The 18716-nt window shown below is 67.2% G+C and carries 17 protein-coding genes; 8 read left to right on the top strand and 9 right to left on the bottom strand.

Annotated features, from left to right (window positions below; translation table 11 throughout):
• Positions 1–75: 75 nt before the first annotated feature.
• Positions 76–978, top strand: a complete 903-nt coding sequence (locus AC5P99_RS06385) for a peptidylprolyl isomerase (RefSeq protein ID WP_329755871.1) — start codon at positions 76–78, stop codon at positions 976–978.
• 587 nt (positions 979–1565) lie between these two features.
• Here the strand turns inward: AC5P99_RS06385 and AC5P99_RS06380 are convergent.
• Entirely contained in the window at positions 1566–2438 is an 873-nt protein-coding gene (locus tag AC5P99_RS06380) for a DMT family transporter (protein ID WP_049454681.1), read from the bottom strand.
• A gap of 115 nt (positions 2439–2553) precedes the next feature.
• Between AC5P99_RS06380 and AC5P99_RS06375 the strand changes: the two genes are divergently transcribed.
• The gene (locus tag AC5P99_RS06375; protein WP_005408722.1) at positions 2554–3498 is read left to right on the top strand and encodes a LysR substrate-binding domain-containing protein; all 945 of its coding nucleotides are present in this window, start codon (positions 2554–2556) and stop codon (positions 3496–3498) included.
• 68 nt (positions 3499–3566) lie between these two features.
• Positions 3567–3860, top strand: coding sequence for a hypothetical protein (locus AC5P99_RS06370; protein ID WP_005408721.1), 294 nt, complete (start codon positions 3567–3569; stop codon positions 3858–3860).
• Positions 3861–3891: 31 nt separating this feature from the next.
• On the opposite strand, the gene AC5P99_RS06365 is transcribed toward AC5P99_RS06370, so the two are convergent.
• Positions 3892–4680, bottom strand: a complete 789-nt coding sequence (locus tag AC5P99_RS06365) for a DUF4349 domain-containing protein (protein ID WP_495212997.1) — start codon at positions 4678–4680, stop codon at positions 3892–3894.
• A gap of 23 nt (positions 4681–4703) precedes the next feature.
• Complete coding sequence (locus AC5P99_RS06360; RefSeq protein WP_012479600.1) at positions 4704–5060, bottom strand: GFA family protein; 357 nt, start codon at positions 5058–5060, stop codon at positions 4704–4706.
• A gap of 112 nt (positions 5061–5172) precedes the next feature.
• Here AC5P99_RS06360 and AC5P99_RS06355 point away from each other — a divergent pair, with 112 nt between their 5' ends.
• Together AC5P99_RS06355 and AC5P99_RS06350 are read left to right on the top strand one after the other, a co-directional pair.
• Positions 5173–6981, top strand: a complete 1809-nt coding sequence (locus AC5P99_RS06355) for a DUF885 domain-containing protein (protein WP_005408718.1) — start codon at positions 5173–5175, stop codon at positions 6979–6981.
• 145 nt (positions 6982–7126) lie between these two features.
• On the top strand, positions 7127–8122 hold the full coding sequence (locus AC5P99_RS06350) for a polysaccharide lyase (RefSeq protein WP_187757052.1): 996 nt from the start codon (positions 7127–7129) through the stop codon (positions 8120–8122).
• Between the two features lie 9 nt (positions 8123–8131).
• Here AC5P99_RS06350 and agp read toward each other — a convergent pair whose 3' ends face one another.
• From agp to AC5P99_RS06335, 3 genes are all read right to left on the bottom strand, one after another.
• On the bottom strand, positions 8132–9364 hold the full coding sequence (gene agp, locus AC5P99_RS06345) for a bifunctional glucose-1-phosphatase/inositol phosphatase (RefSeq protein WP_495212996.1): 1233 nt from the start codon (positions 9362–9364) through the stop codon (positions 8132–8134).
• 67 nt (positions 9365–9431) lie between these two features.
• A complete protein-coding gene (gene smrA, locus AC5P99_RS06340; protein WP_495212995.1) occupies positions 9432–11264 on the bottom strand; it encodes a multidrug efflux ABC transporter SmrA in 1833 nt (610 codons plus the stop codon).
• 199 nt (positions 11265–11463) lie between these two features.
• Positions 11464–13023: a serine hydrolase gene (locus AC5P99_RS06335; RefSeq protein ID WP_062607482.1), complete on the bottom strand. Its 1560-nt coding sequence runs from the start codon at positions 13021–13023 to the stop codon at positions 11464–11466.
• A 110-nt stretch (positions 13024–13133) separates the two neighbouring features.
• On the opposite strand from AC5P99_RS06335, the gene AC5P99_RS06330 reads away from it, so the two are divergent.
• The 3 genes from AC5P99_RS06330 to AC5P99_RS06320 are packed head-to-tail and all read left to right on the top strand — an operon-like array spanning position 13134 to position 15374.
• On the top strand, positions 13134–13577 hold the full coding sequence (locus tag AC5P99_RS06330; protein ID WP_005412719.1) for a VOC family protein: 444 nt from the start codon (positions 13134–13136) through the stop codon (positions 13575–13577).
• Complete coding sequence (locus tag AC5P99_RS06325; protein WP_088436636.1) at positions 13574–14392, top strand: DUF72 domain-containing protein; 819 nt, start codon at positions 13574–13576, stop codon at positions 14390–14392. The genes AC5P99_RS06330 and AC5P99_RS06325 overlap by 4 nt, the downstream gene beginning before the upstream one ends.
• A gap of 34 nt (positions 14393–14426) precedes the next feature.
• Positions 14427–15374: a DMT family transporter gene (locus tag AC5P99_RS06320; protein WP_005408711.1), complete on the top strand. Its 948-nt coding sequence runs from the start codon at positions 14427–14429 to the stop codon at positions 15372–15374.
• Between the two features lie 45 nt (positions 15375–15419).
• On the opposite strand, the gene AC5P99_RS06315 is transcribed toward AC5P99_RS06320, so the two are convergent.
• From AC5P99_RS06315 to AC5P99_RS06305, 3 genes are all read right to left on the bottom strand, one after another.
• Complete coding sequence (locus AC5P99_RS06315) at positions 15420–16580, bottom strand: AAA family ATPase (RefSeq protein WP_099605752.1); 1161 nt, start codon at positions 16578–16580, stop codon at positions 15420–15422.
• Positions 16581–16744: 164 nt separating this feature from the next.
• A complete protein-coding gene (locus AC5P99_RS06310) occupies positions 16745–17815 on the bottom strand; it encodes a sensor domain-containing diguanylate cyclase (protein WP_088436634.1) in 1071 nt (356 codons plus the stop codon).
• 144 nt (positions 17816–17959) lie between these two features.
• Positions 17960–18682, bottom strand: coding sequence for a pseudouridine synthase (locus AC5P99_RS06305; RefSeq protein WP_005408708.1), 723 nt, complete (start codon positions 18680–18682; stop codon positions 17960–17962).
• Positions 18683–18716: the final 34 nt, after the last annotated feature.

The following is an 18716-nucleotide window of genomic DNA, read 5'->3' as shown; positions in this document are numbered from 1 at the left end:
GTTAGTCATCGTGCCGGTTGGCGTGGCCGGGCCGCTCGCGCAGAATCGAAGCCTCGTTCATGTTCCGGGGATCCCATGCCGCACCGTCGCCGTCTTGCCCTGACCGCCCTCGCCCTGTCCTGCCTGCTACCCGCCCTGACCAGCGCGGCCACGCCCTACCGCAGCCCGCAGCAGATCCTCGACGCCTCGGCGGCCAGCGACTGGCGCACCCCGGACCCGGCCAACCTGCTGTACATGGACCTGCCGGCCGGTCGGGTCATCGTCGAGCTGGCACCGCAGTTCGCCCCGCGCCATGTCGCCAACATCCAGACCTTCGCCCACGAGCACTTCTGGGACGGCACCAGCATCTACCGTTCGCAGGACAACTTCGTGGTGCAGTTCGGCGATGCCGACGCCGATGACGCAGCCAAGGCCAGGCCGTTCGGCAGTGCCGCACGCAAGCTGCCGGCCGAGTTCGAGCGCGCCAGCGCCGGCCTGAAGGTCAGCGTGCTGCCGGATCGCGATGGCTGGGCCGCGCAGACCGGTTTCGTCGACGGCTTCCCGGTCGGCCAGGACCCGCAGGCCGGCAAGGCCTGGCTGGCGCACTGCTACGGCATGCTCGGCGCCGGCCGCAGCAATGAAGAAGACAGCAGCATCGGCGCCGAACTGTACGTGGTGACCGGCCAGTCGCCGCGCCAGCTGGACCGCAACATCACCCTGGTCGGCCGCGTGCTGAAGGGCATGGAACTGCTCAGCGCAACACCGCGCGGGCCCGCGCCGATGGGCTTCTACCAAGACCCGAAACTGCGCACGCCGATCGTGTCGATCCGCCGCGCCAGCGATGTGCCGGCTGCAGAGCGCACGCCGATCCAGGTGCTGCGCACCGATTCGAAGACCTTTGCCGATACGGTGGAGGCACGGCGCAATCGCGTGGATGATTTCTACAAGCGTCCGGCGGGGCATATCGATCTCTGCAATATTCCGGTGCCGGTGCGCTGATGGTTTCCTGCGCGTGACGCGTGCTGAAGGTGCTTCACTGTTCATGGGCGTCACTTTTCTTTTCGCGCGAAAAGAAAAGTAACCAAAAGAAACGCGCCGCCAGGTCGCGAGCCGCCGTGCTTCGCACGTCGGTCCCCTGCGCTTCTCGGTGAATCAGGGGACGGTGCCGAACTCGCTGCGCTCAGACATCGGCACCTCTTCGCCCCTGATTCCCCTGCGATGCTCGGCTCACTCAAGGCGGACCCAAGGTCAAGAGCCACAGCTGCACGACGATGCATGGTAGTGCCGGGCCGGGCCCGGCGAGCGAAGCGACCGCTTCTGCCTTTGATCTTGGATCCGCCTTGAGCGAGCCGAGCACCGCAGGTCCGGCGAGGGCGAAGAGGCGCGGGTGTCTGAGCGCAGCGAGTTCCCGCGCCGTCCCTCGACGGGCCGAGGTGCGCAGGGCACCGGTGCGCAGCACCGGCTCGCGACCTGGCGGCGTGTTTCTTTGGTTACTTTCTTTGCACGAGCAAAGAAAGTGACACCTCTCCGCAGGCGCGGAAAAGACCTGCCGGGCAGCGCCCGGCACTACCAGCGCTTCGGCACCCTCAGCCCTTCTGGCTCACCGCCACGCTGCCCAGAATCAACACACCCGCAATCAGCATCTGCACCGTCACCGCCTCCCCCAGGAACAACCACGCAAACGCCGCGCCGAACAGGGGAATCAGGTACGTCACCGTCGACGCGCGTGACGGGCCGATACGGCCGATCAGGCGGTAGAACATCAGGAACGCCAGCCCGGTGCAGGCGACGCCCAGCGCGATCGCTGCGCCCCAGGCCTTCAGTGGAATCGCCGCCTGCGGCCAGTGGCTCACCGCCATCGGCAGCATCCACAGCGAGGCACACGACAGCGTTGCCGCCGCCGCTGCCGCCGACGGCAGGCCGGTCATGTGCCGCTTCACCAGGTTCACGCCCAGGCCGTACAGCAGCGAAGCCGCCGCACCGGCCAGCACCGCGGTGCCGATACTCAGGCCGGAAACCTTGGCGGTGGCCAGCACCACTACGCCAGCGAAGCCAACCAGCAAGGCACCGGCGCGGCGCATGCCGATCTTCTCGCCGAAGAACAGGAAGGCGATCAGCGCGGCGAACAGCACCGTCATCGCATTGCAGATCGCGCCGATCGCCGCCGGCGCCTGTTCCGCTGCATAGGCGAACAACACGAACGGCAACGCCGAGTTGATCAGGCCGATCGGCGCCAGCCACAGCCAGCGCCGCGGCGGGAACTGCGCGCGGGCGCGCCACAGGAATGGCAGCAGCACCAGCGCACCCAGCACCAGCCGCACCTCGACCAGCGCGAACGGGCCGAACGACGGCACCGCCACCCGCATGAACAGGAACGAGCAGCCCCAGATGGCGCCCAGCAGGGTCAATTCCAGCGGCGTGCGCCAATCGCGCTCGGCCGCCTGTGGGACCGCATTCATGCCTTGCCTCCGTACATCGTCAGTTCCTCGCCAAGGCGGATAGGATCAGGCGCAGACGCCCGCCGCACAAGCGCGTAGTATCGCTGCCAGCCACAAATATGGTTTGAGGCTCGACATGCTGCTACGCCCTTCCCTGCTACCCGCACTGGCCGTGTTCGCGGTCGCCGCGCGCCACCAGAACTTCGCCCAGGCCGCGCAGGAGCTGCACCTGACCGCCAGCGCGGTCAGCCACCACGTGCGCCGCCTGGAAGAGGTGCTCGAGGTGCGCCTGTTCCTGCGCCACGCGCGTGGCGTGCGCCTGACTGCCGAGGGCCGGCAACTGGCCGACGCCGCCAGCGCCGCCTTCACCGATGTCGCGGCCGTCGCCCATCACCTGCAGCCGGATGCTGACAGCGTGCCGCTGCGGATCACCACGCTGCGCTCGCTGTCCTACTGCTGGCTGCTGCCACGGCTGCCGCGCTTCACCCAGGCCTACCCGCACATCCGCATCGAACTGCATACCGGCAGCGGGCTGGATCGCTATGACGACAACGGCCCGGAAGTGGGCATCCGCTACGGCCTGGGCCAATGGCCCGGCCTGCGTGCGCAGCACCTGATGGATGACTACCTGTTCCCGGTCGCCTCACCGGCACTGGCCGGCGTCGAAACGCTGGTCGATCCGGCGCGCATCGCCGACCTGCCGCTGCTCACCGACCTGTCGCCGCAGGGCTGGCGCGACTGGTTCCGCCACGCCGGCGTGCGCACGCCGTCGCCGCTGCCACCCATGCACACCTTCGCCGACAGCACCGATGCGATGCGTGCTGCGGTGTATGGCATGGGCGCGGTGCTGGCGCGCACCCACATCGCCCAGCCCTATCTGCAGCGCTACGAGGTGGTGCGCCTGCCCGGCCCGGCGCTGAAGGCGCGCTATGCGTATCACGTAGTGCATGCCGAAGGACAACCGCCCAGCCCGGCCGCGCGCCTGTTCATCGACTGGCTGCTGGAGCAGGCGCAGGACGAACGCACACCGATTCCCGCATTGCCGGACAGCCTGCTCGGGCGTCCGGCCACACGCGCCTGACTGCACCCTCACCCGTTCTTTGCCCGGCGCTGGCTAGGCTGCAGGCAACTCCACAACGTACCTACGCCATGGCCATGCTGCGACTGCGCATCACCGGAACTGAAGACGACGCCCGTGCCATCAGCGACCTGCTGCTCGGCCTGGAGGGCATCGAGCATGTCGAGGAAACCGACGATCTGATGCCGCACATGGACGACGACGATTCCAGCTCGGCCGGGCTGTCCGACGACATCGGCCCGGGCATCCATGAGCTGGAAGTGGAAGTCGGCAATGAAAGCACCGCGCAGAAGGTGCGCGACGCAGTGCAGGAACTGGCGCTGGAGCTGGATGTGTTCGTCGAGTACGAGACCGACGAGGGCTGATGCCGGCGGGCTGCCGGCATCAGCCTCCACCTCAGAGGTTGGGCGGCAGCTTGCGACGGCGGCGGCGCCACCATGCACGCACACCCCAGGCCGCGATCAAGGCCAGCACCGCCACCGGCAGCAGCGCGGCGACGGCGCGGATCAGGAACGCAACGCTGGTGCTGAGGATGCTGCCCGACTCGCTCAGCGCCTCGCCGATCTCGCTGCGGCTGCGCTGGCCGGACGTGGTATCGAAATGGATCGTCACCAGCTGGGTATCGATGCGCCGGCGCTGCTGCGCGGCATCCTTGCTGGCCTGTTCGACGCCCGCCTCGATCTCGGACAGCCGCGTGGTGATCGCCATCAGGTCCTCGATCTTCAGGTCCTTGCGGTCCTGGTAGGCCAGCAGCCGCGCATGTTCCTTCTCCAGCCGCGCCTTGGTCAGCGCGGTGTCGGCCACGGCCTGCGCGAGGTCCTCGGCACGCGTGTTGCGCGACTGCAGCGTGCCGCCCTCACCGGCCAACGCGATCAACGGCTCGGTGCCCTTCGGTGCAATCCGCACCTTGACCTCGCCGCTGGGCTGCTCGCCACTGCGCTGGTCTACCTGCAGCACCGCGCAGTCACCGAACTTCGCGCTCTGGCAGGCCTGTGCCACCTGCTGGATGCGCGGTGCGATCTGCGCCGCTTCCAGTTCCACCTGCACGTCGTGTTCGTAGGCGAGGAATGCGCCTTCCGGTGAAGCGATGGCAGCCTCGGCCGCCGTGGCGCCCGCATCCGCCGCCATGTCGCCCTGCTTGGCGCAGGCGCCCAGCGCCAGCAGCAGCACCGGCATTGCTGCCATGCACATCCACGCGCGCACCGGCCTCACAGTGCGGCCCCGTCGTAGGAGGTCACCGCCAGCGTGGCCAGATCCACTGCAGGCACGCAGCGCACGTTCACCGCCACCATCGGCATACCGCTGCGCGGATCCACCGCCTCGCTGTAGGGGGCAATGCCGCATTCGCGGCAATGGTGATGGTCGATGTGGGCCTTGTTGAAGTGGTAGGTGGCCACGTCCGCCGGATCGGTGCTCAGCTGGAACGCTTCGCGCGGGGCGAACCACAACAGGCTGCCACGGCGGCGGCACATCGAGCAGTTGCAGTCGATGACGTCGCTGATCGGCGCCCCGGCCTGTACGGTGAATGCGATCCTGCCGCAATGGCAGCTTCCCTGGTATTCCATGTTCTGCGCTCCTTTGGAGGGTCCTTGTCGACGCCCATGGTAATCCTATGGCACGGGGACAAAGCAGCCACGCGGCCCTATGCTCAGGGTTTGACCCCGTACAGGAACGCCGATGCGCCCGCATCTTCTTGCCCTCGCCCTGGTCGCCGCGCTGGCCGGTTGCCAGCCGGCCGACGCCCCGACCAACGCTTCCACCCCGGCCACCAGCCAGCAGGCCGGTGACGCGGCGGTCGATGCCGCCTTCGCCGACCTGTCCAAGCGCGCCCTGGACACCTGGATGCAGCTGTCGCCGGTCAGCGCTACCCAGATCGGTGACCACCGCTACGACAGCGAGCTGGACGACCTCAGTGCCGCCGGCCAGCAGAAGACCCTGGCAGCCTACAAGGCGCTGCTGGGCGAGCTGGACAAGATCGAGGTGGCCAAGCTGGGCCGCGAGAACCAGGTAGACGCGGCGATCCTGCGCAACCAGCTGCAGTCGGAAATATGGAACGCCGAAGTGCTGCAGTCCGGCAAGTGGGACCCGCAGCTGTACAACGGCATCGCCGGCAGCGCGATCTACGGCCTGATGGCGCGCGAGTTCGCGCCGCTGCCGGAGCGCCTGAAGTCGGCCACCGCGCGCATGGAAAAGCTGCCGGCGATCTTCGCCCAGGCCCGCGAGAACCTGGATCCGGCGCGCGTGCCGAAGATCCATGCCGAGACGGTGGCCAAGCAGAACAAGGGCATCCTCAGCATCGTCGATACCTTCATCACCCCGCACATCGGTGAACTGCCGCAGGCCGACCAGCAGCGTCTGCAGGCCGCCATCGACGGCCTGAAGAAGGCGGTGGACGAGCAGCAGACCTGGCTGGACAAGACCCTGGTGCCGAATGCCAAGGGCGACTTCCGCATCGGTGCGGAAAAGTACGACCAGAAGCTGAAGTTCGCGCTGAGCTCCTCGCTGTCGCGCCAGGAAATCGGTGAGCGTGCACGCGCTGAACTCAAGCGCGTGCGCGAAGACATGTACGGCATCGCGCAGACCGTGCTGAAGGACAAGCCGGGTGCGCCGGAGATGCCGGCCCAGCCGACCGACGAGCAGCAGCAGAAGGCCATCGAAGCTGCGCTGGAACTGGCCTACGCCGACAAGCCGGCACGCGACAAGGTCGTCGACGATGCCAAGGCCGCACTGGAGCAGTCCACCGCGTTCGTGCGCGAGCACGATCTGATGACGCTGCCCGACGCGCCGGTGGACATCATCCTGATGCCGGAATTCCAGCGTGGCGTGGCCGTGGCCTACTGTGATTCACCGGGTCCGCTGGACAAGAACCTGAAGACCTTCTACGCCGTGTCGCCGATTCCGGACGACTGGAACGACAAGCAGGTCGACTCGTTCCTGCGTGAGTACAACTCGCGCATGATCCACCTGCTGAGCATCCACGAAGGCACCCCGGGCCACTACCTGGAAGGCTGGCATTCGGCCAAGTTCCCCTCCACCCTGCGTGCGGTGCTGCGTTCAGGCCTGTTCGCCGAAGGCTGGGCGGTCTACACCGAGCGCATGATGCAGGAGCAGGGTTACCTCAACAACGACCCGCTGTTCCACCTGGTGCAGCTGAAGTTCTACCTGCGCACGATCTCCAACGCGATCCTCGACCAGGGCGTGCACGTGGACAACTGGGATCGCGAGAAGGCAATGCACCTGATGACCCACGACGCGTTCCAGCAGGAAAGCGAAGCGGCGGGCAAGTGGGTGCGTGCACAGCTGACCTCGGCACAGCTACCGACCTACTTCGTCGGTGCGCAGGAACACTTCGACACCCGCAAGGCGGTGCAGGAGAAGCTGGGCGACAAGTTCAACCTGAAGGCCTACCACGACCAGGTACTGTCCTACGGCGCACCCCCGGTGCGTTTCGCACGCCAGCTGATGCTGGACCAGCCGATCGAGTGATCGGGGTGGTGTGAGTTGAAGCGGATCGGCCCGGGGAAACCCGGGCCGATCTGTATGTGGGGGATCGCCAAGCCATCTCCGCATCACATGCCGGCAACATGGCCAGGCGCATCGTTCGCCGGATTCCCCCTTCCGCCGGTTTCCAATGTCTCTCCCCTTGCGCCTCGCCCTGCTGCCCACGCTGCTGGCCAGTGCGAGTGCCTTCGCCGCCTGCCCCGCGCCGCCGCCCGGCCAGCCGGACATCCGCGCGCTTGGCTACTACACCGACAAGGTCGGCTCGGTGATCGACCCGGTACTGCACCAGCAGAACAAGGACGCCACTGCGCCGCTGGACCGCTATGCCGCCGACGTGGCGCGCATGAGCGATGACTACCTGCGCACCAGTGACCCGGCAGCGGCACAGTGCACGCTGAGCTGGTTGGGTGCGTGGGCCGACGACGGCGCCATGCTCGGGCAGATGATCCGGGTCAATAACGATCAGTCGTTCTACATGCGGCAGTGGATGCTCGATGCGGTAGCCATGGCCTACCTGAAAGTGCATGACCAGGCCAACCCGCAGCAGCGTGCGCGTATCGATCCGTGGCTGCAGAAGCTGGCACGGGCCAATCTGGCGTACTGGGACAATCCGAAACGGCGCCGCAACAACCACTACTACTGGGGCGGGCTGGGCGTGCTGGCCACCGGACTGGCCACCAACGACGACGCCCTGTGGCAGGCCGGCCACGCCGCGTTCCAGAAGGGCATCGATGACATCCAGGACGATGGCAGCCTGCCGCTGGAGATGGCCCGCGGGCAACGGGCCCTGCACTATCACGACTACGCATTGGCGCCACTGGTGATGATGGCCGAGCTGGCGCGGCTGCGCGGCCAGGACTGGTATGCCAGCAAGGACCATGCAATTGACCGCCTTGCCCGCCGCGTCATCGAAGGCAGCAAGGACCCTGCATGGTTCAACCAGCACACCGGCGTTGCCCAGTTGCCCCTGCAGGCCAGCGGCTGGGTCGAGTTCTACCGCCTGCGCTCACCTGACGGCGGCGTGTTCGACGCCGCGCATGCACGCGGCCCGTTCCACTCGCCACGGCTGGGCGGCGACCTTACGCTGATGGCCACGCATGGCATCGTGCGCACGCCGCTGCGTTAGCAGCGCGCCTCAGCGGGCTTTCGGATGCAGCAGGCGCTGGAACTCGGCGACGGTGCACCCCTGAGCCGCGCACCCCGGCACACGCAGCACGACGCGGCCCGGCGGCTGCGCGTTGGCCAGCGGCAGCGCATCGCGCAGTTGCGCGGTGGTCGGGTAGACGTAGGCCAGGCGGATCCGTTCCACCCCGCTGTGGCGATCACGCCAGCGTTCGAACTGCAGCAGGCCACCGATCGGTGTCTTCTCGTACTGCCCCGGCAGGCTGTAGTCGCTGATTCCCAACGCCGCCAGCACCGAGCCGATGTTGGAATCGTGACCGACCAGCAGGGTCACCTTCGGCGACGCCGGGTCGTCGAACAACGCATTCACCCTTGTCAGCAGCGGAGCGGCCACATCCCGCGCCACCTCGGGCGTTCCGAACAGGATGTCCTGGTAGCGGTTGCGGATCTGCGCCAGCGCCTGCCATTGCGCCTCGGTGGTCAACCGGCCCCAGCCTTCGCGGGGGATGCCACTGCCCTGGTAGTGCTCCATCAACAAGGCATCGACCAGCCCGCTGGCCAGCGCCAGTGATCCGGATGCGCGAGGCTCCTTGCCCGGTTCCGTACTGAAGGTAGTATCGGCCAGCGCCAGATGGCAGTCGCTGTGCCCCTTGCATGCCGCCGACTGCGGATAGCGGGTGATCTCCTCCACCACGGACAAAGCCGGTGCCAGGTCCACTGCGGCCAGCGCTCGCTGCATTGACTCCAGCGCGCGCGTGCGGAATGCCGCGTCGTCGCGGCGGATCACCGGATCGAACAACGGATCCATCGAGCCCAGCGGCATACGCTGTTCGACCGCAACATGGCAGCCCGGGAAAGCACCGGCAATGAAGAACTGCGCGGTGGCCTGGGTGCGCTGCAGGCTGTTGGCGTACGCGTGGAAGTCATCCTCCTGCGGGCAACCCGACACCGGCAACAGCTGCGCCTGCCGCAGCCACTGGGCGATGTAGCGGCCCATGTAGACCTCCAGCACGCCTCCCTTGGTAGTCAGCTCGCCCGGTGCCACCTCCCAGCGCGGCCAGGTCTCGGGCGTCGCATTGGCGAGCGCGCCGGAGGCCACCACCGGCGCGCGCAGGTTGTGACGGCTGAGCAGGACGACCTGCTCGAGCTGGTCGCCGTCCATGGGTGCCGGCGCAGCCGTGGCAACCGTGGCAACCGTGGCAACCAGGCTGAGTGCCAGCAACAGGGAGCGCAGGGGGCGGATCATGCAGGTCTCCGGAAACACGCTGGGGTCAGAGCCCTTTCCTGCAGAAAGGGATCCGACCCCGAAGCGATCATTGATCGGCAGCAACAAATCCACCGGTCTGCCGCGCCCACAACCGTGCGTACAGGCCACCGGCCGCAATCAGCTCGGCATGGGTGCCGGTCTCCACGATGCGTCCCTGGTCCATCACCACCAACCGGTCCATGCGCGCGATGGTCGACAGCCGGTGCGCGATCGCGATCACCGTCTTGCCGCCCATCAGCTCATCCAGGCTGTCCTGGATCGCCGCTTCCACTTCCGAGTCCAGTGCCGAGGTTGCTTCGTCCAGCACCAGGATCGGAGCGTCCTTCAGCAGCACGCGGGCAATGGCGATGCGCTGGCGCTGGCCGCCGGAGAGTTTCACGCCACGCTCGCCGACATGCGCGTCGTAGCCGCGACGCCCCTGCCCGTCCACCAGCGTGTCGATGAAGGCTTCGGCACGCGCCTTGGCCACCGCAGCGCGCAGCTGCTCATCGGTCGCGTCTGGACGGCCGTACAGCAGGTTGTCGCGGATCGAGCGATGCAGCAGCGAGGTGTCCTGGGTGACCACACCGATCTGCTGGCGCAGGCTTTCCTGGGTGACGTAGGCAATGTCCTGGCCGTCGATCAGGATGCGGCCGCTTTCCAGGTCGTACAGGCGCAGCAGCACATTGACCAGGGTCGACTTGCCGGCCCCCGAAGGACCGACCAGGCCGATCTTCTCGCCCGGCTTCACCACCAGGTCCAGGCCTGCGATCACGCCACCCTTCTTGCCGTAGTGGAAGTGGATGTCCTGGAAATGCACGCCGCCACGGGTCACCTGCAACGGCACTGCATCCTCGCGGTCCTGCACGGTCAGCGGCTGGGCGATGGTGGTGATGCCATCCTGCACCGTGCCGATGTCCTCGAAGATGCCGTTGATGGTCCACATGATCCAGCCGGACATGTTGTGGATGCGGATCACCAGGCCGGTCGCCAACGTGATCGCACCGACGGTGATGTGGCCGCCATTCCACAGCCACAGCGCCAGCCCGCAGGTACCGGCAATCAGGAAACCGTTGACGATGGCGATGGTCAGGTCCATGCCGGTGGTCACCCGGGTCTGCGCGCGGTGCTTGACCGCCAGTTCCTGGATCGACTCGGCCACGTAGGCCTGCTCGCGCCCGCCATGGGCGAACAGCTTCAGCGTGGGAATGTTGGTGTAGCCATCGACGATGCGGCCCATCGCCTTGGAACGCGCTTCGGACGCAATCCAGGCCCGTTCCTTCGCACGCGGCACGAAGTAGACCATGATCACCGCATAGGCCAGCAGCCACAGGATCAGCGGCACCATCAGCCGCCAGTCGGCCTGCGCGAACAGGTACAGCGCGGTGCCGGTATAGACCACGATGTACCAGAGCGAATCGACCATCTGCACCGCCGACTCGCGCAGCGAGGTACCGGTCTGCATCACCCGGTTGGCGACGCTGCCGACGAAGTCGTTCTGGAAGAAGCTCAGGCTCTGCCGCACCACATAGTTGTGCATCAACCAGCGCGAGCGGTTGCTCAGGCCGGGCACGATGGCCTGGTTGACCAGCAGGTTGTGCAGGCCGACCAGGATCGGACGCGCGATGACCGTGATGAACAGCATCCAGCCCAGGTCGTTGGCATGGCGCTTGAAGAAGTCGGCACCGGGCTGCTCGGCGACCATGTCGACGATGCGCCCCAGGTAATCGAACATCGCCACTTCCACCAGCGCCAGCAGCAGGCCGGCGATGAGCGTGGCCAGCAGCACCGGCCACACCGGGCGCAGGTAGTGCAGGTAGAACGGCAGCACCTTGCGCGGAGGCATCCGCCCGTCCACGGGCGGGAACACCGGAATCAGGGATTCAAACCAACGGAACATCGCATTCCCTCGCCATCTTTAGCTGGCGGAGTATCCCATGCCGCATGTGTACGCCGGCCGACGATCGCTGCGGCTGCGGTCGTGCCGGCCGCTGGCCGGCACCCTTGCGACGCATCCGGGGATCATGAGGTTGCCGGCCAGCGGCCGGCACTACCCATCGGATTCGTCGAACGTCAGCGCCGGGCCACGCCCGGCGGCGTCATTTCACTGGGGTGAACAGCAGGTCCTGGAAATCGAAACTGAAATCGGTCAGGTCGGAAATCGGCTGCATGCGCACCTCGCGCACCTTGCCATCCGGGTCCAGGCTGAAGTTCACGAACGCGTCGGCGTTGAGCGAACGGTCGTCCCAGCGCACGATGAAGGTGTCGTGCTGCCAGTGCTCCAGGCGTCCGCTCAGCTGCGCGGTCTTGGCAAAGCGCAGGCGCAGTCCCTTGCCCTCGGCACTGACCTGCATGTCGCCATACCAGCGGTCGCGGAACGTGCCTGTGTAGCCGGCCAGCGCCAGCGACGGCCTGCTGCCCTTGTCGCGCGCGCTCTGGTGCTTGGCCCACGCCTCGTCGGCCTTGTCCTGTCCCTTGGCCACGGCCTTGGCATAGGCGTCCACCCAGTCATGCTTTTCACCGCCCAGGTAGGCATCGAGCACACTCAGGGTGATCGCATTGAACGCCGCGCCCACTTCCTGATTGGTCAGCACCACCACGCCCAGTTTCTCGCCCGGTACCAGGGTCAGCCGCGAAACCATGCCCGGCCAGCCACCGGTGTGCCAGACCAGCTTCCGCCCGTGGTAGTCGCTCAGGCTCCAGCCTTCGCCATAGCCGGCGAAGTTGGCCCGCGCCGGTGCCAGCTCCGGCACGCTCGGCGCCGGGATCGACTGCGGCGTGATCATCCGCCACATCTGCTGCTGGCTCTTCTCGGTGAACAACGGCGTGCCGTCGGCCAGTTTGCCTTCGGCCAGCTGCACCTGCATCCAGCGCGCCATGTCGTGCGCGCTGGAATAGATGCCGCCGGCGCCGGCATTGTTCGACCAGGTCAGCGGCGCGACGGTGCGCAGGTCCTTGAAATCGTACTTGGCGTGGCCGACCGCGGCCTTGTCGCCTGGCTTCAGGTGATCGGCGTTGTAGCGCGTGCCGGCCATGCCCACCTTGTCGAAGATGCGGGTCTGCAGGAACTGCTGGTAACTCATGCCGGAAACATGCTCGATCACCTGCTGGGCGACCGCGTACAGGATGTTGTCGTACGCATAGCCCTCGCGGAATCCACCCTTCAGCGGCACCTTGCCCAGCCGTTCCACCACTTCGGCATTGCTGTAGGAGGTGGTCGGCCAGAACAACAGGTCACCGGCGCCCAGGCTCAGTCCGCTGCGATGCGACAGCAGGTCGCGGATCGTCATCTGGCCGGTCACGAACGGATCGGACATGCGGAACGACGGCAGGTGGTCGATTACCTTGTCGTCCATCTTCAGCTTGCCGTCCTCGGCCAGCAGATTCAGCGAGGTGGCGGTGAACGCCTTGGTGTTGGACGCAATGGCAAACAGCGTATCGGCCTGCACCGGTTCCGGCTTGCCCTGCTCGCGCACGCCCCAGCCGCGCTCCAGCACCACCTCGCCATCCTTGACCACCGCCACCGCAATACCGGGCACGTCGAACTGCGCGCGCACGCGCTCAACGGTTGCATCCAGCTCCTGCAACTGCGCCGGGGTGGCAGCGCTCGCCATGGTCGTGCACGCCAGCAGCACGGCTCCTCCAATCCAGGGTTTCATCCAGCACGATCTCCGAACAGGGGTGGCGGCCATGTGCAGGCCGTCACCGGGGTTTCGCGGGATGGTAACGTTCTGCGTTGCACCCTGCCCTGTGCCATAGGAGGGGTGTCATGGGCGGGAACGGCCAACCGAGCAGCGGCTCCACCATCATTCCGTGCCTGCGCTACCGCGATGCGCAGGCTGCCATCGACTGGCTGCAGCGCGCCTTCGGCTTCCATGCCCAGGCCGTCTACGCCGATGGCGATACGGTGTTCCATGCGCAGCTGACCTTCGGCACCGGCATGATCATGCTGGGCTCGGCCAGCAACCAGAGCGCGTGGAGCGAGCATGCGGCGATGCCTGATGAGGTCGGCGGCCGCCAGACGCAGAGTGCCTGCGTGATCGTCACCGATGCCGACGCGCACTACGCCCGGGCCAAGGCCGCCGGTGCCCGAATCGTCATCGACATCGCCGACCAGGACTACGGCGGCCGTGGCTATGCCTGCGCCGACCCGGAAGGCTACCTGTGGTGGTTCGGCAGTTACGACCCGTGGCGCGCGGACCACGGCCAGTGACCGCCGGAACGATCCGCTGCGGCATCGGTGGCTGGGTGTTTCCCGAATGGCGCGGCGGCGTTTTCTACCCCGTGGGCCTGCCGCAGCGTGAAGAACTGGCCCATGCCAGCCGTGCGCTGCGTTGCATCGAAATCAACGGCACCTTCTACCGCACGCCCACCGCCGCGCAGTGCGCGCAGTGGGCCGCGCAGACGCCGGAAGGCTTCCGGTTCTCGATGAAGGCGCCACGCTACCTGGTGCAGCGCCGCGACCTGTCCAGTACGGTCGAGGCGGCCGCGCCCTTCCTGCAGGCGGCGACTGCGCTCGGTGACCGGCTGGGCCCGCTGCTGTGGCAGTTCGATCCACGGCATCCGGCCGGCGCCGAAGCACTGGAACGGCTGATGGCACAGCTGCCTAAGCAGCTGGACGGGGTGCCGCTGCAGCATGCGCTGGAGGTCCGCAACGCCGAGGCACATGGCCCGGCACTGGTCGACGCCGCCCGCCGCCATGGCGTGGCGCTGGTGATCGAGGACAGCGACGAGGCGCCATTGCACGGCGATGTCAGTGCCGGCTTCGTCTATGCGCGGATCAAGCGCAGCCAGGCGCGCTTGAACGAGGGCCTGCCGGCGCCCGTGCAGCAGCGCTGGGCCGAACGCGCACGCCGCTGGTCACGCGGCGAACCGGTGGATGACCTGCCCTGCCTGGCCGCGCCAGCTCCGGAAACCCCGCGCGAGGTCTACCTGCTGTGCATCGGCGCGGGCAAGGCACGCAACCCAGCGGCGGCGATGGCACTGCAGCGGCGGGTTGGCCAGGGCAGCGATCCCGCACGCGGGTAGCGCTGCGACGTTCGCCTTGCCTCACAATAGGCGGATGAGCACACCCGACACCCGCAAAGCGCTGTGGCAGATCCACTTCTGTGTCCTGCTGTGGGGCGTCACCGCCATCCTCGGCAAGCTGATCACCCTGCCCGCATTGCCGCTGGTGTGGTGGCGCATGCTGCTGGTGACGGCGATGCTGGCCCTGCTGCCGCGGGTCTGGCGCGGGCTGCGCACCCTGCCCCTGCGGCTGGTGGCCGGTTACGCCGGCATCGGTGCGCTGGTCGCCCTGCACTGGCTGACCTTCTACGGCGCGGTGAAACTGGCCAATGCCTCGGTGGCCGCCACCTGCATTGCACTGGCCCCGGTGTTCACCTCGATCATCGAACCCTGGGTCGCCAAGCGGCCGTTCCAGCTACGTGAACTGGCGTTCGGCCTGGCGGTGCTGCCGGGTGTTGCGCTGGTGGTCGGTGGCGTGCCCGATGGCATGCGCCTGGGTGTCTTGATCGGCGCGATATCGGCGCTGCTGGTGGCGGTGTTCGGCTCGCTCAACAAGCGCATGGTCAGCCACGCCGATCCGCTCACGGTCACCGCCCTGGAGCTGGGTGCCGGCACCCTCACCCTGACCCTGCTGGCACCGCTGATGCCCTACCTGCTGCCAGCACTGGCCAGCCCGCTGTGGGTGGTCCCGAATCTGCACGACAGCATCCTGCTGCTGGTGCTGGCCGGGTTCTGCACGCTGCTGCCGTTCGCCCTGGCCCTGGTCGCACTGCGCCACCTGAGCGCCTATACGGTGCAGTTGGTGACCAACCTGGAGCCGGTCTATGCGGTGGTGCTGGCGGTGGTGCTGCTGCGCGAGCAGCACGAGGTCACGCCGTGGTTCTACCTGGGCGTGGCCATCATTGTCGGCGCGGTGTTCCTGCATCCGCTGCTGAACCGCCGCAAGCCGGTGCAGCACCCGGAAATCCTTGGCACGGCCGAAGCACGCAACATCGCCGATTGAGTGCATCCGCGCATGGCGTGGATCTGCCGGTTCCGGATCGATGTCTCAGCGCTGCGGCCAATGCCAGGCCGGCGCATCCAGCAGGCCCTGCCCGCTCAGCAGCGTGCGGCCCTGTTCCTTGTGCAGATGCAGCGAGTGGCAGCCCGGCGCCTGCTCCAACGCCGCGATCAGCCGGCTGGCGTGTGACACCACCCACACCTGGCTGCGCGCACTGGCGGCGATGATCAGCCGCGCCAGCGCCGGCAGCAGGTCCGGATGCAGGCTGGTCTCCGGCTCGTTCAGCACCAGCAGCGGCGGTGGCCGCGGCGTGTGCAGTGCCGCGGCCAGCAGCAGGAATCGCAGGGTACCGTCAGACAATTCGGCCATCGACAACGGCCGCAGCAGCCCGGGCTGGTGGAATCGCAGGGCCAGTCGACCGTCCAGCTCTTCGAAGCCGACCGTGGCGCCGGGGAAGGCATCATCGACACTGCGTGCCAACGCAACCGGATCTCCGATCTCGAGAATGGTCACCCAGGCCGCCGCCAGATCCCGGCCGTCTTGATGCAGCACCGGCGTGCGCGTTGCCATCGCCGGTTGTCGCGCCGGGGCATCGGCGTCGCTGCGGAAATGATCGTAGAAGCGCCAGCGACGGATGTACTCACGCAGGGCGATGGTTTCCGGCATGCGCTGCGGATCGCCGACCTGGGTGAACAGGCTGTCGAACAGCGACAACCGGTCATCCACGAGATCCCAGCCGTGCGCATGGCGTTGCCGCACCATTGCCCCACGGCGATCGACCAGCAGGTTGGCGCTGCGCAGGAACGGCCCGGCCCAGATCGCCTCCGCCTTGATCTGCGGATCCAGTGCAAACGCGGAACGGCTGGGTGGCGGGTAGCCCAGGTCGATGGCATAGCCGAACTCGTCGGTGGTGAATCCCAGCTTCAGCCCCACTGACGCCTGCCGGGGCCCGCCCTGCAGCGGGATCTCGCCGGCCGCAACCCGGCGATCGATGGATTCGGGGCCGGCCCACAGCGCCGAACCAAGCCCGCCTTCGCGGGCCAGCACCGCCGCGACGCCGCCCTGGGCGGTTTCCGCCAGCAGGCGCAGCGCGCGGTACAGGCTGGATTTGCCACTGCCGTTGTCACCGGTGACCACGTTCAACGGCTGCAGCGGCAGTACCAGCCCGTGCAGCGAGCGATAGTGGGCGATGGCCAGGGTCTGCAGCATGGCTGGTATCCGTGGAAACAGGGACGTCATGCTGGCCGGTTCTGATCGCAGGAGCTGCGACGCCAGGTGAAACGGGAAGAGCATCCACGCATGGCGTGGATCTACTGGAGCGGCATCGAGTCATCCACGCGTCGCATGCGTTCAACGCGCGAACCGCCGGTGTTTCAGCCCGCCAGCTCCACCCGGTTGCGACCGTTGCCCTTCGCCCGGTACAGCGCCTTGTCGGCGCGCGCCAGCATCTCATCCACGCTTTCACCGGACTGGTGCTGGGCCACACCAATGCTGATCGTGACCGGGAATCCCAGCGGCAGATCCGCCACGGCCAGGCGCAGGAACTCGCATTGCAGTTCGGCCGTGCGCAGATCAGTGCCCGGCATCACCGCCACGAACTCCTCCCCGCCATAGCGCGCGGCCATGCCACGGCCGGCAAAATGCGAACGCAGCAGCACGCCCAGCTCGGCCAGTACCCGGTCGCCGGTGGCGTGGCCCTGGAAGTCATTGATGTGCTTGAAATGATCGATGTCCAGCAGGGCCACGCAGGCTACTCCCGGTTGCCCATCGATCTCCGCAACCGCCTCTTCCAGTGCCGCTGCCATCGCGCGGCGGTTGGGCAGGCCGGTCAGCGCATCGGTGCGGCTCTGTTCGGCCAGGTCGGCATTCTGCGCCAGCAGCACGTCCTGGTACTCCGACAGCAGGCGCTCGTAGTCATCGCGTTCCAGCATGTGCTTCTGGATGTCGAGCGCGAAACGGCGCAGCTCCATCACCAGCATCACCTGCCGTGAAAGCGCGGCCAGCGCCTCGGCCTTGTCGCTGGGCAGGTGCTGCGGCTGTGCATCGAACACGCACAGCGTACCCAGCGGCAGGCCATCGGAACTGATCAGCGGCGCACCGGCGTAGAAGCGGATGTGCGGGTCGCCGGTCACCACCGGGTTGTCATGGAAGCGGATGTCCTGCAACGCATCCTCGACCACCATGATTTCGTGCGGCTGCAGGATGGCGTGGCCACACATCGATTCGCTGCGCAGGTTTTCCGCCGCGTCGATGCCCTGGATCGACTTGAACCATTGCCGTTCGACGTCAATCAGGGTCACCGCCGCCATCGAGGTACCGCAGACCGCCTTGGCGATCGCCACTAGGTCGTCGAATGACTTCTCGCGCTGCGAATCAAGGATCCGGTAGCGGTACAGCGCCTGGAGCCGAAGGGCTTCGTTGGCAGGCTTGTCGGGCTTGATCATGCAGCGTCACGTTCCGGCAGGTCACTGCAAAGTCTAGCTGATGCCGGCGCGTAATCCGCACAACGGGTAGTGCCGGCCGCCGGCCGGCATCCCGCGCTCATTCGATGCCTGGAGCAGCCGGCCAGCGGCCGGCACTACCGCGCGTTACCAGTCCAGCTGCTTCGGCAGCAGGCCCTGCAGTTCCTGCTCGGTCAGGTTGCGCCATTGGCCCGGCTTCAGCGCGCCGATCTTGATGTTGTCGATGCGCACGCGGCGCAGCTGGGTCACGCGATAGCCGAATTCGGCGGCCATCAGGCGGATCTGCCGGTTCAGGCCCTGCTGCAGGGTGATACGGAAGCCGAACTTGGCGATGCGCGAGGTCTTGCACGGCAGCGTCATCTGGTCGTGGATGCGCACGCCGCGCGCCATGCCGCGCAGGAACTCATCGGTGACCGGCTTGTTCACCGCCACCAGGTATTCCTTCTGGTGGCCATTTTCGGCGCGCAGGATCTGGTTGACGATGTCGCCGTTGCTGGTCATCAGGATCAACCCCTCGGATTCCTTGTCCAGGCGGCCGATCGGGAAGATGCGCTGTTCGTGGCCGACGAAGTCGACGATGTTGCCCTTGACCGAAGTTTCGGTCGTGCAGGTGACGCCTACCGGCTTGTTCAGTGCGATGTAGACGTGGCGGCGGGCGCCGGGCTTGCGTGCCACGCGGGCGCGCAGCGGCTGGCCGTCGACCAGCACCTGGTCTTCCTCGCCCACCACCGCGCCGGTACCGGCCGGATGGCCGTTGACGGTAACGCGGCGCGCGGCGATCAGGCGATCGGCCTCGCGGCGGGAGCAGAAGCCGGTGTCGGCGATATGTTTGTTGAGTCGGGTGGTCATCGGCCCATTATCCGGCATCGCCGCCCGCTGCGCT

Source organism: Stenotrophomonas sp. YJH_SMC_80 (genome assembly GCF_059372495.1).
Note: the sequence above shows the minus strand (reverse complement) of the source record. Positions and strands in the feature narration are given on the sequence as shown.

What these genes read in the sequence shown, in the direction of transcription:
- AC5P99_RS06365 (WP_495212997.1), bottom strand. Translation starts at nt 4,680, where the DNA reads ATGGCAGCAATGCCGGTGCTGCTGCTGGCGCTGGGCGCCTGCGCCAAG.
- AC5P99_RS06380 (WP_049454681.1), bottom strand. Translation starts at nt 2,438, where the DNA reads ATGAATGCGGTCCCACAGGCGGCCGAGCGCGATTGGCGCACGCCGCTG.
- AC5P99_RS06310 (WP_088436634.1), bottom strand. Translation starts at nt 17,815, where the DNA reads ATGATCAAGCCCGACAAGCCTGCCAACGAAGCCCTTCGGCTCCAGGCG.
- AC5P99_RS06330 (WP_005412719.1), top strand. Translation starts at nt 13,134, where the DNA reads ATGGGCGGGAACGGCCAACCGAGCAGCGGCTCCACCATCATTCCGTGC.
- AC5P99_RS06385 (WP_329755871.1), top strand. Translation starts at nt 76, where the DNA reads ATGCCGCACCGTCGCCGTCTTGCCCTGACCGCCCTCGCCCTGTCCTGC.
- AC5P99_RS06335 (WP_062607482.1), bottom strand. Translation starts at nt 13,023, where the DNA reads ATGAAACCCTGGATTGGAGGAGCCGTGCTGCTGGCGTGCACGACCATG.
- AC5P99_RS06320 (WP_005408711.1), top strand. Translation starts at nt 14,427, where the DNA reads ATGAGCACACCCGACACCCGCAAAGCGCTGTGGCAGATCCACTTCTGT.
- agp (WP_495212996.1), bottom strand. Translation starts at nt 9,364, where the DNA reads ATGATCCGCCCCCTGCGCTCCCTGTTGCTGGCACTCAGCCTGGTTGCC.
- AC5P99_RS06360 (WP_012479600.1), bottom strand. Translation starts at nt 5,060, where the DNA reads ATGGAATACCAGGGAAGCTGCCATTGCGGCAGGATCGCATTCACCGTA.
- AC5P99_RS06350 (WP_187757052.1), top strand. Translation starts at nt 7,127, where the DNA reads ATGTCTCTCCCCTTGCGCCTCGCCCTGCTGCCCACGCTGCTGGCCAGT.
- AC5P99_RS06355 (WP_005408718.1), top strand. Translation starts at nt 5,173, where the DNA reads ATGCGCCCGCATCTTCTTGCCCTCGCCCTGGTCGCCGCGCTGGCCGGT.
- AC5P99_RS06315 (WP_099605752.1), bottom strand. Translation starts at nt 16,580, where the DNA reads ATGCTGCAGACCCTGGCCATCGCCCACTATCGCTCGCTGCACGGGCTG.
- AC5P99_RS06375 (WP_005408722.1), top strand. Translation starts at nt 2,554, where the DNA reads ATGCTGCTACGCCCTTCCCTGCTACCCGCACTGGCCGTGTTCGCGGTC.
- AC5P99_RS06370 (WP_005408721.1), top strand. Translation starts at nt 3,567, where the DNA reads ATGGCCATGCTGCGACTGCGCATCACCGGAACTGAAGACGACGCCCGT.
- AC5P99_RS06305 (WP_005408708.1), bottom strand. Translation starts at nt 18,682, where the DNA reads ATGACCACCCGACTCAACAAACATATCGCCGACACCGGCTTCTGCTCC.
- smrA (WP_495212995.1), bottom strand. Translation starts at nt 11,264, where the DNA reads ATGTTCCGTTGGTTTGAATCCCTGATTCCGGTGTTCCCGCCCGTGGAC.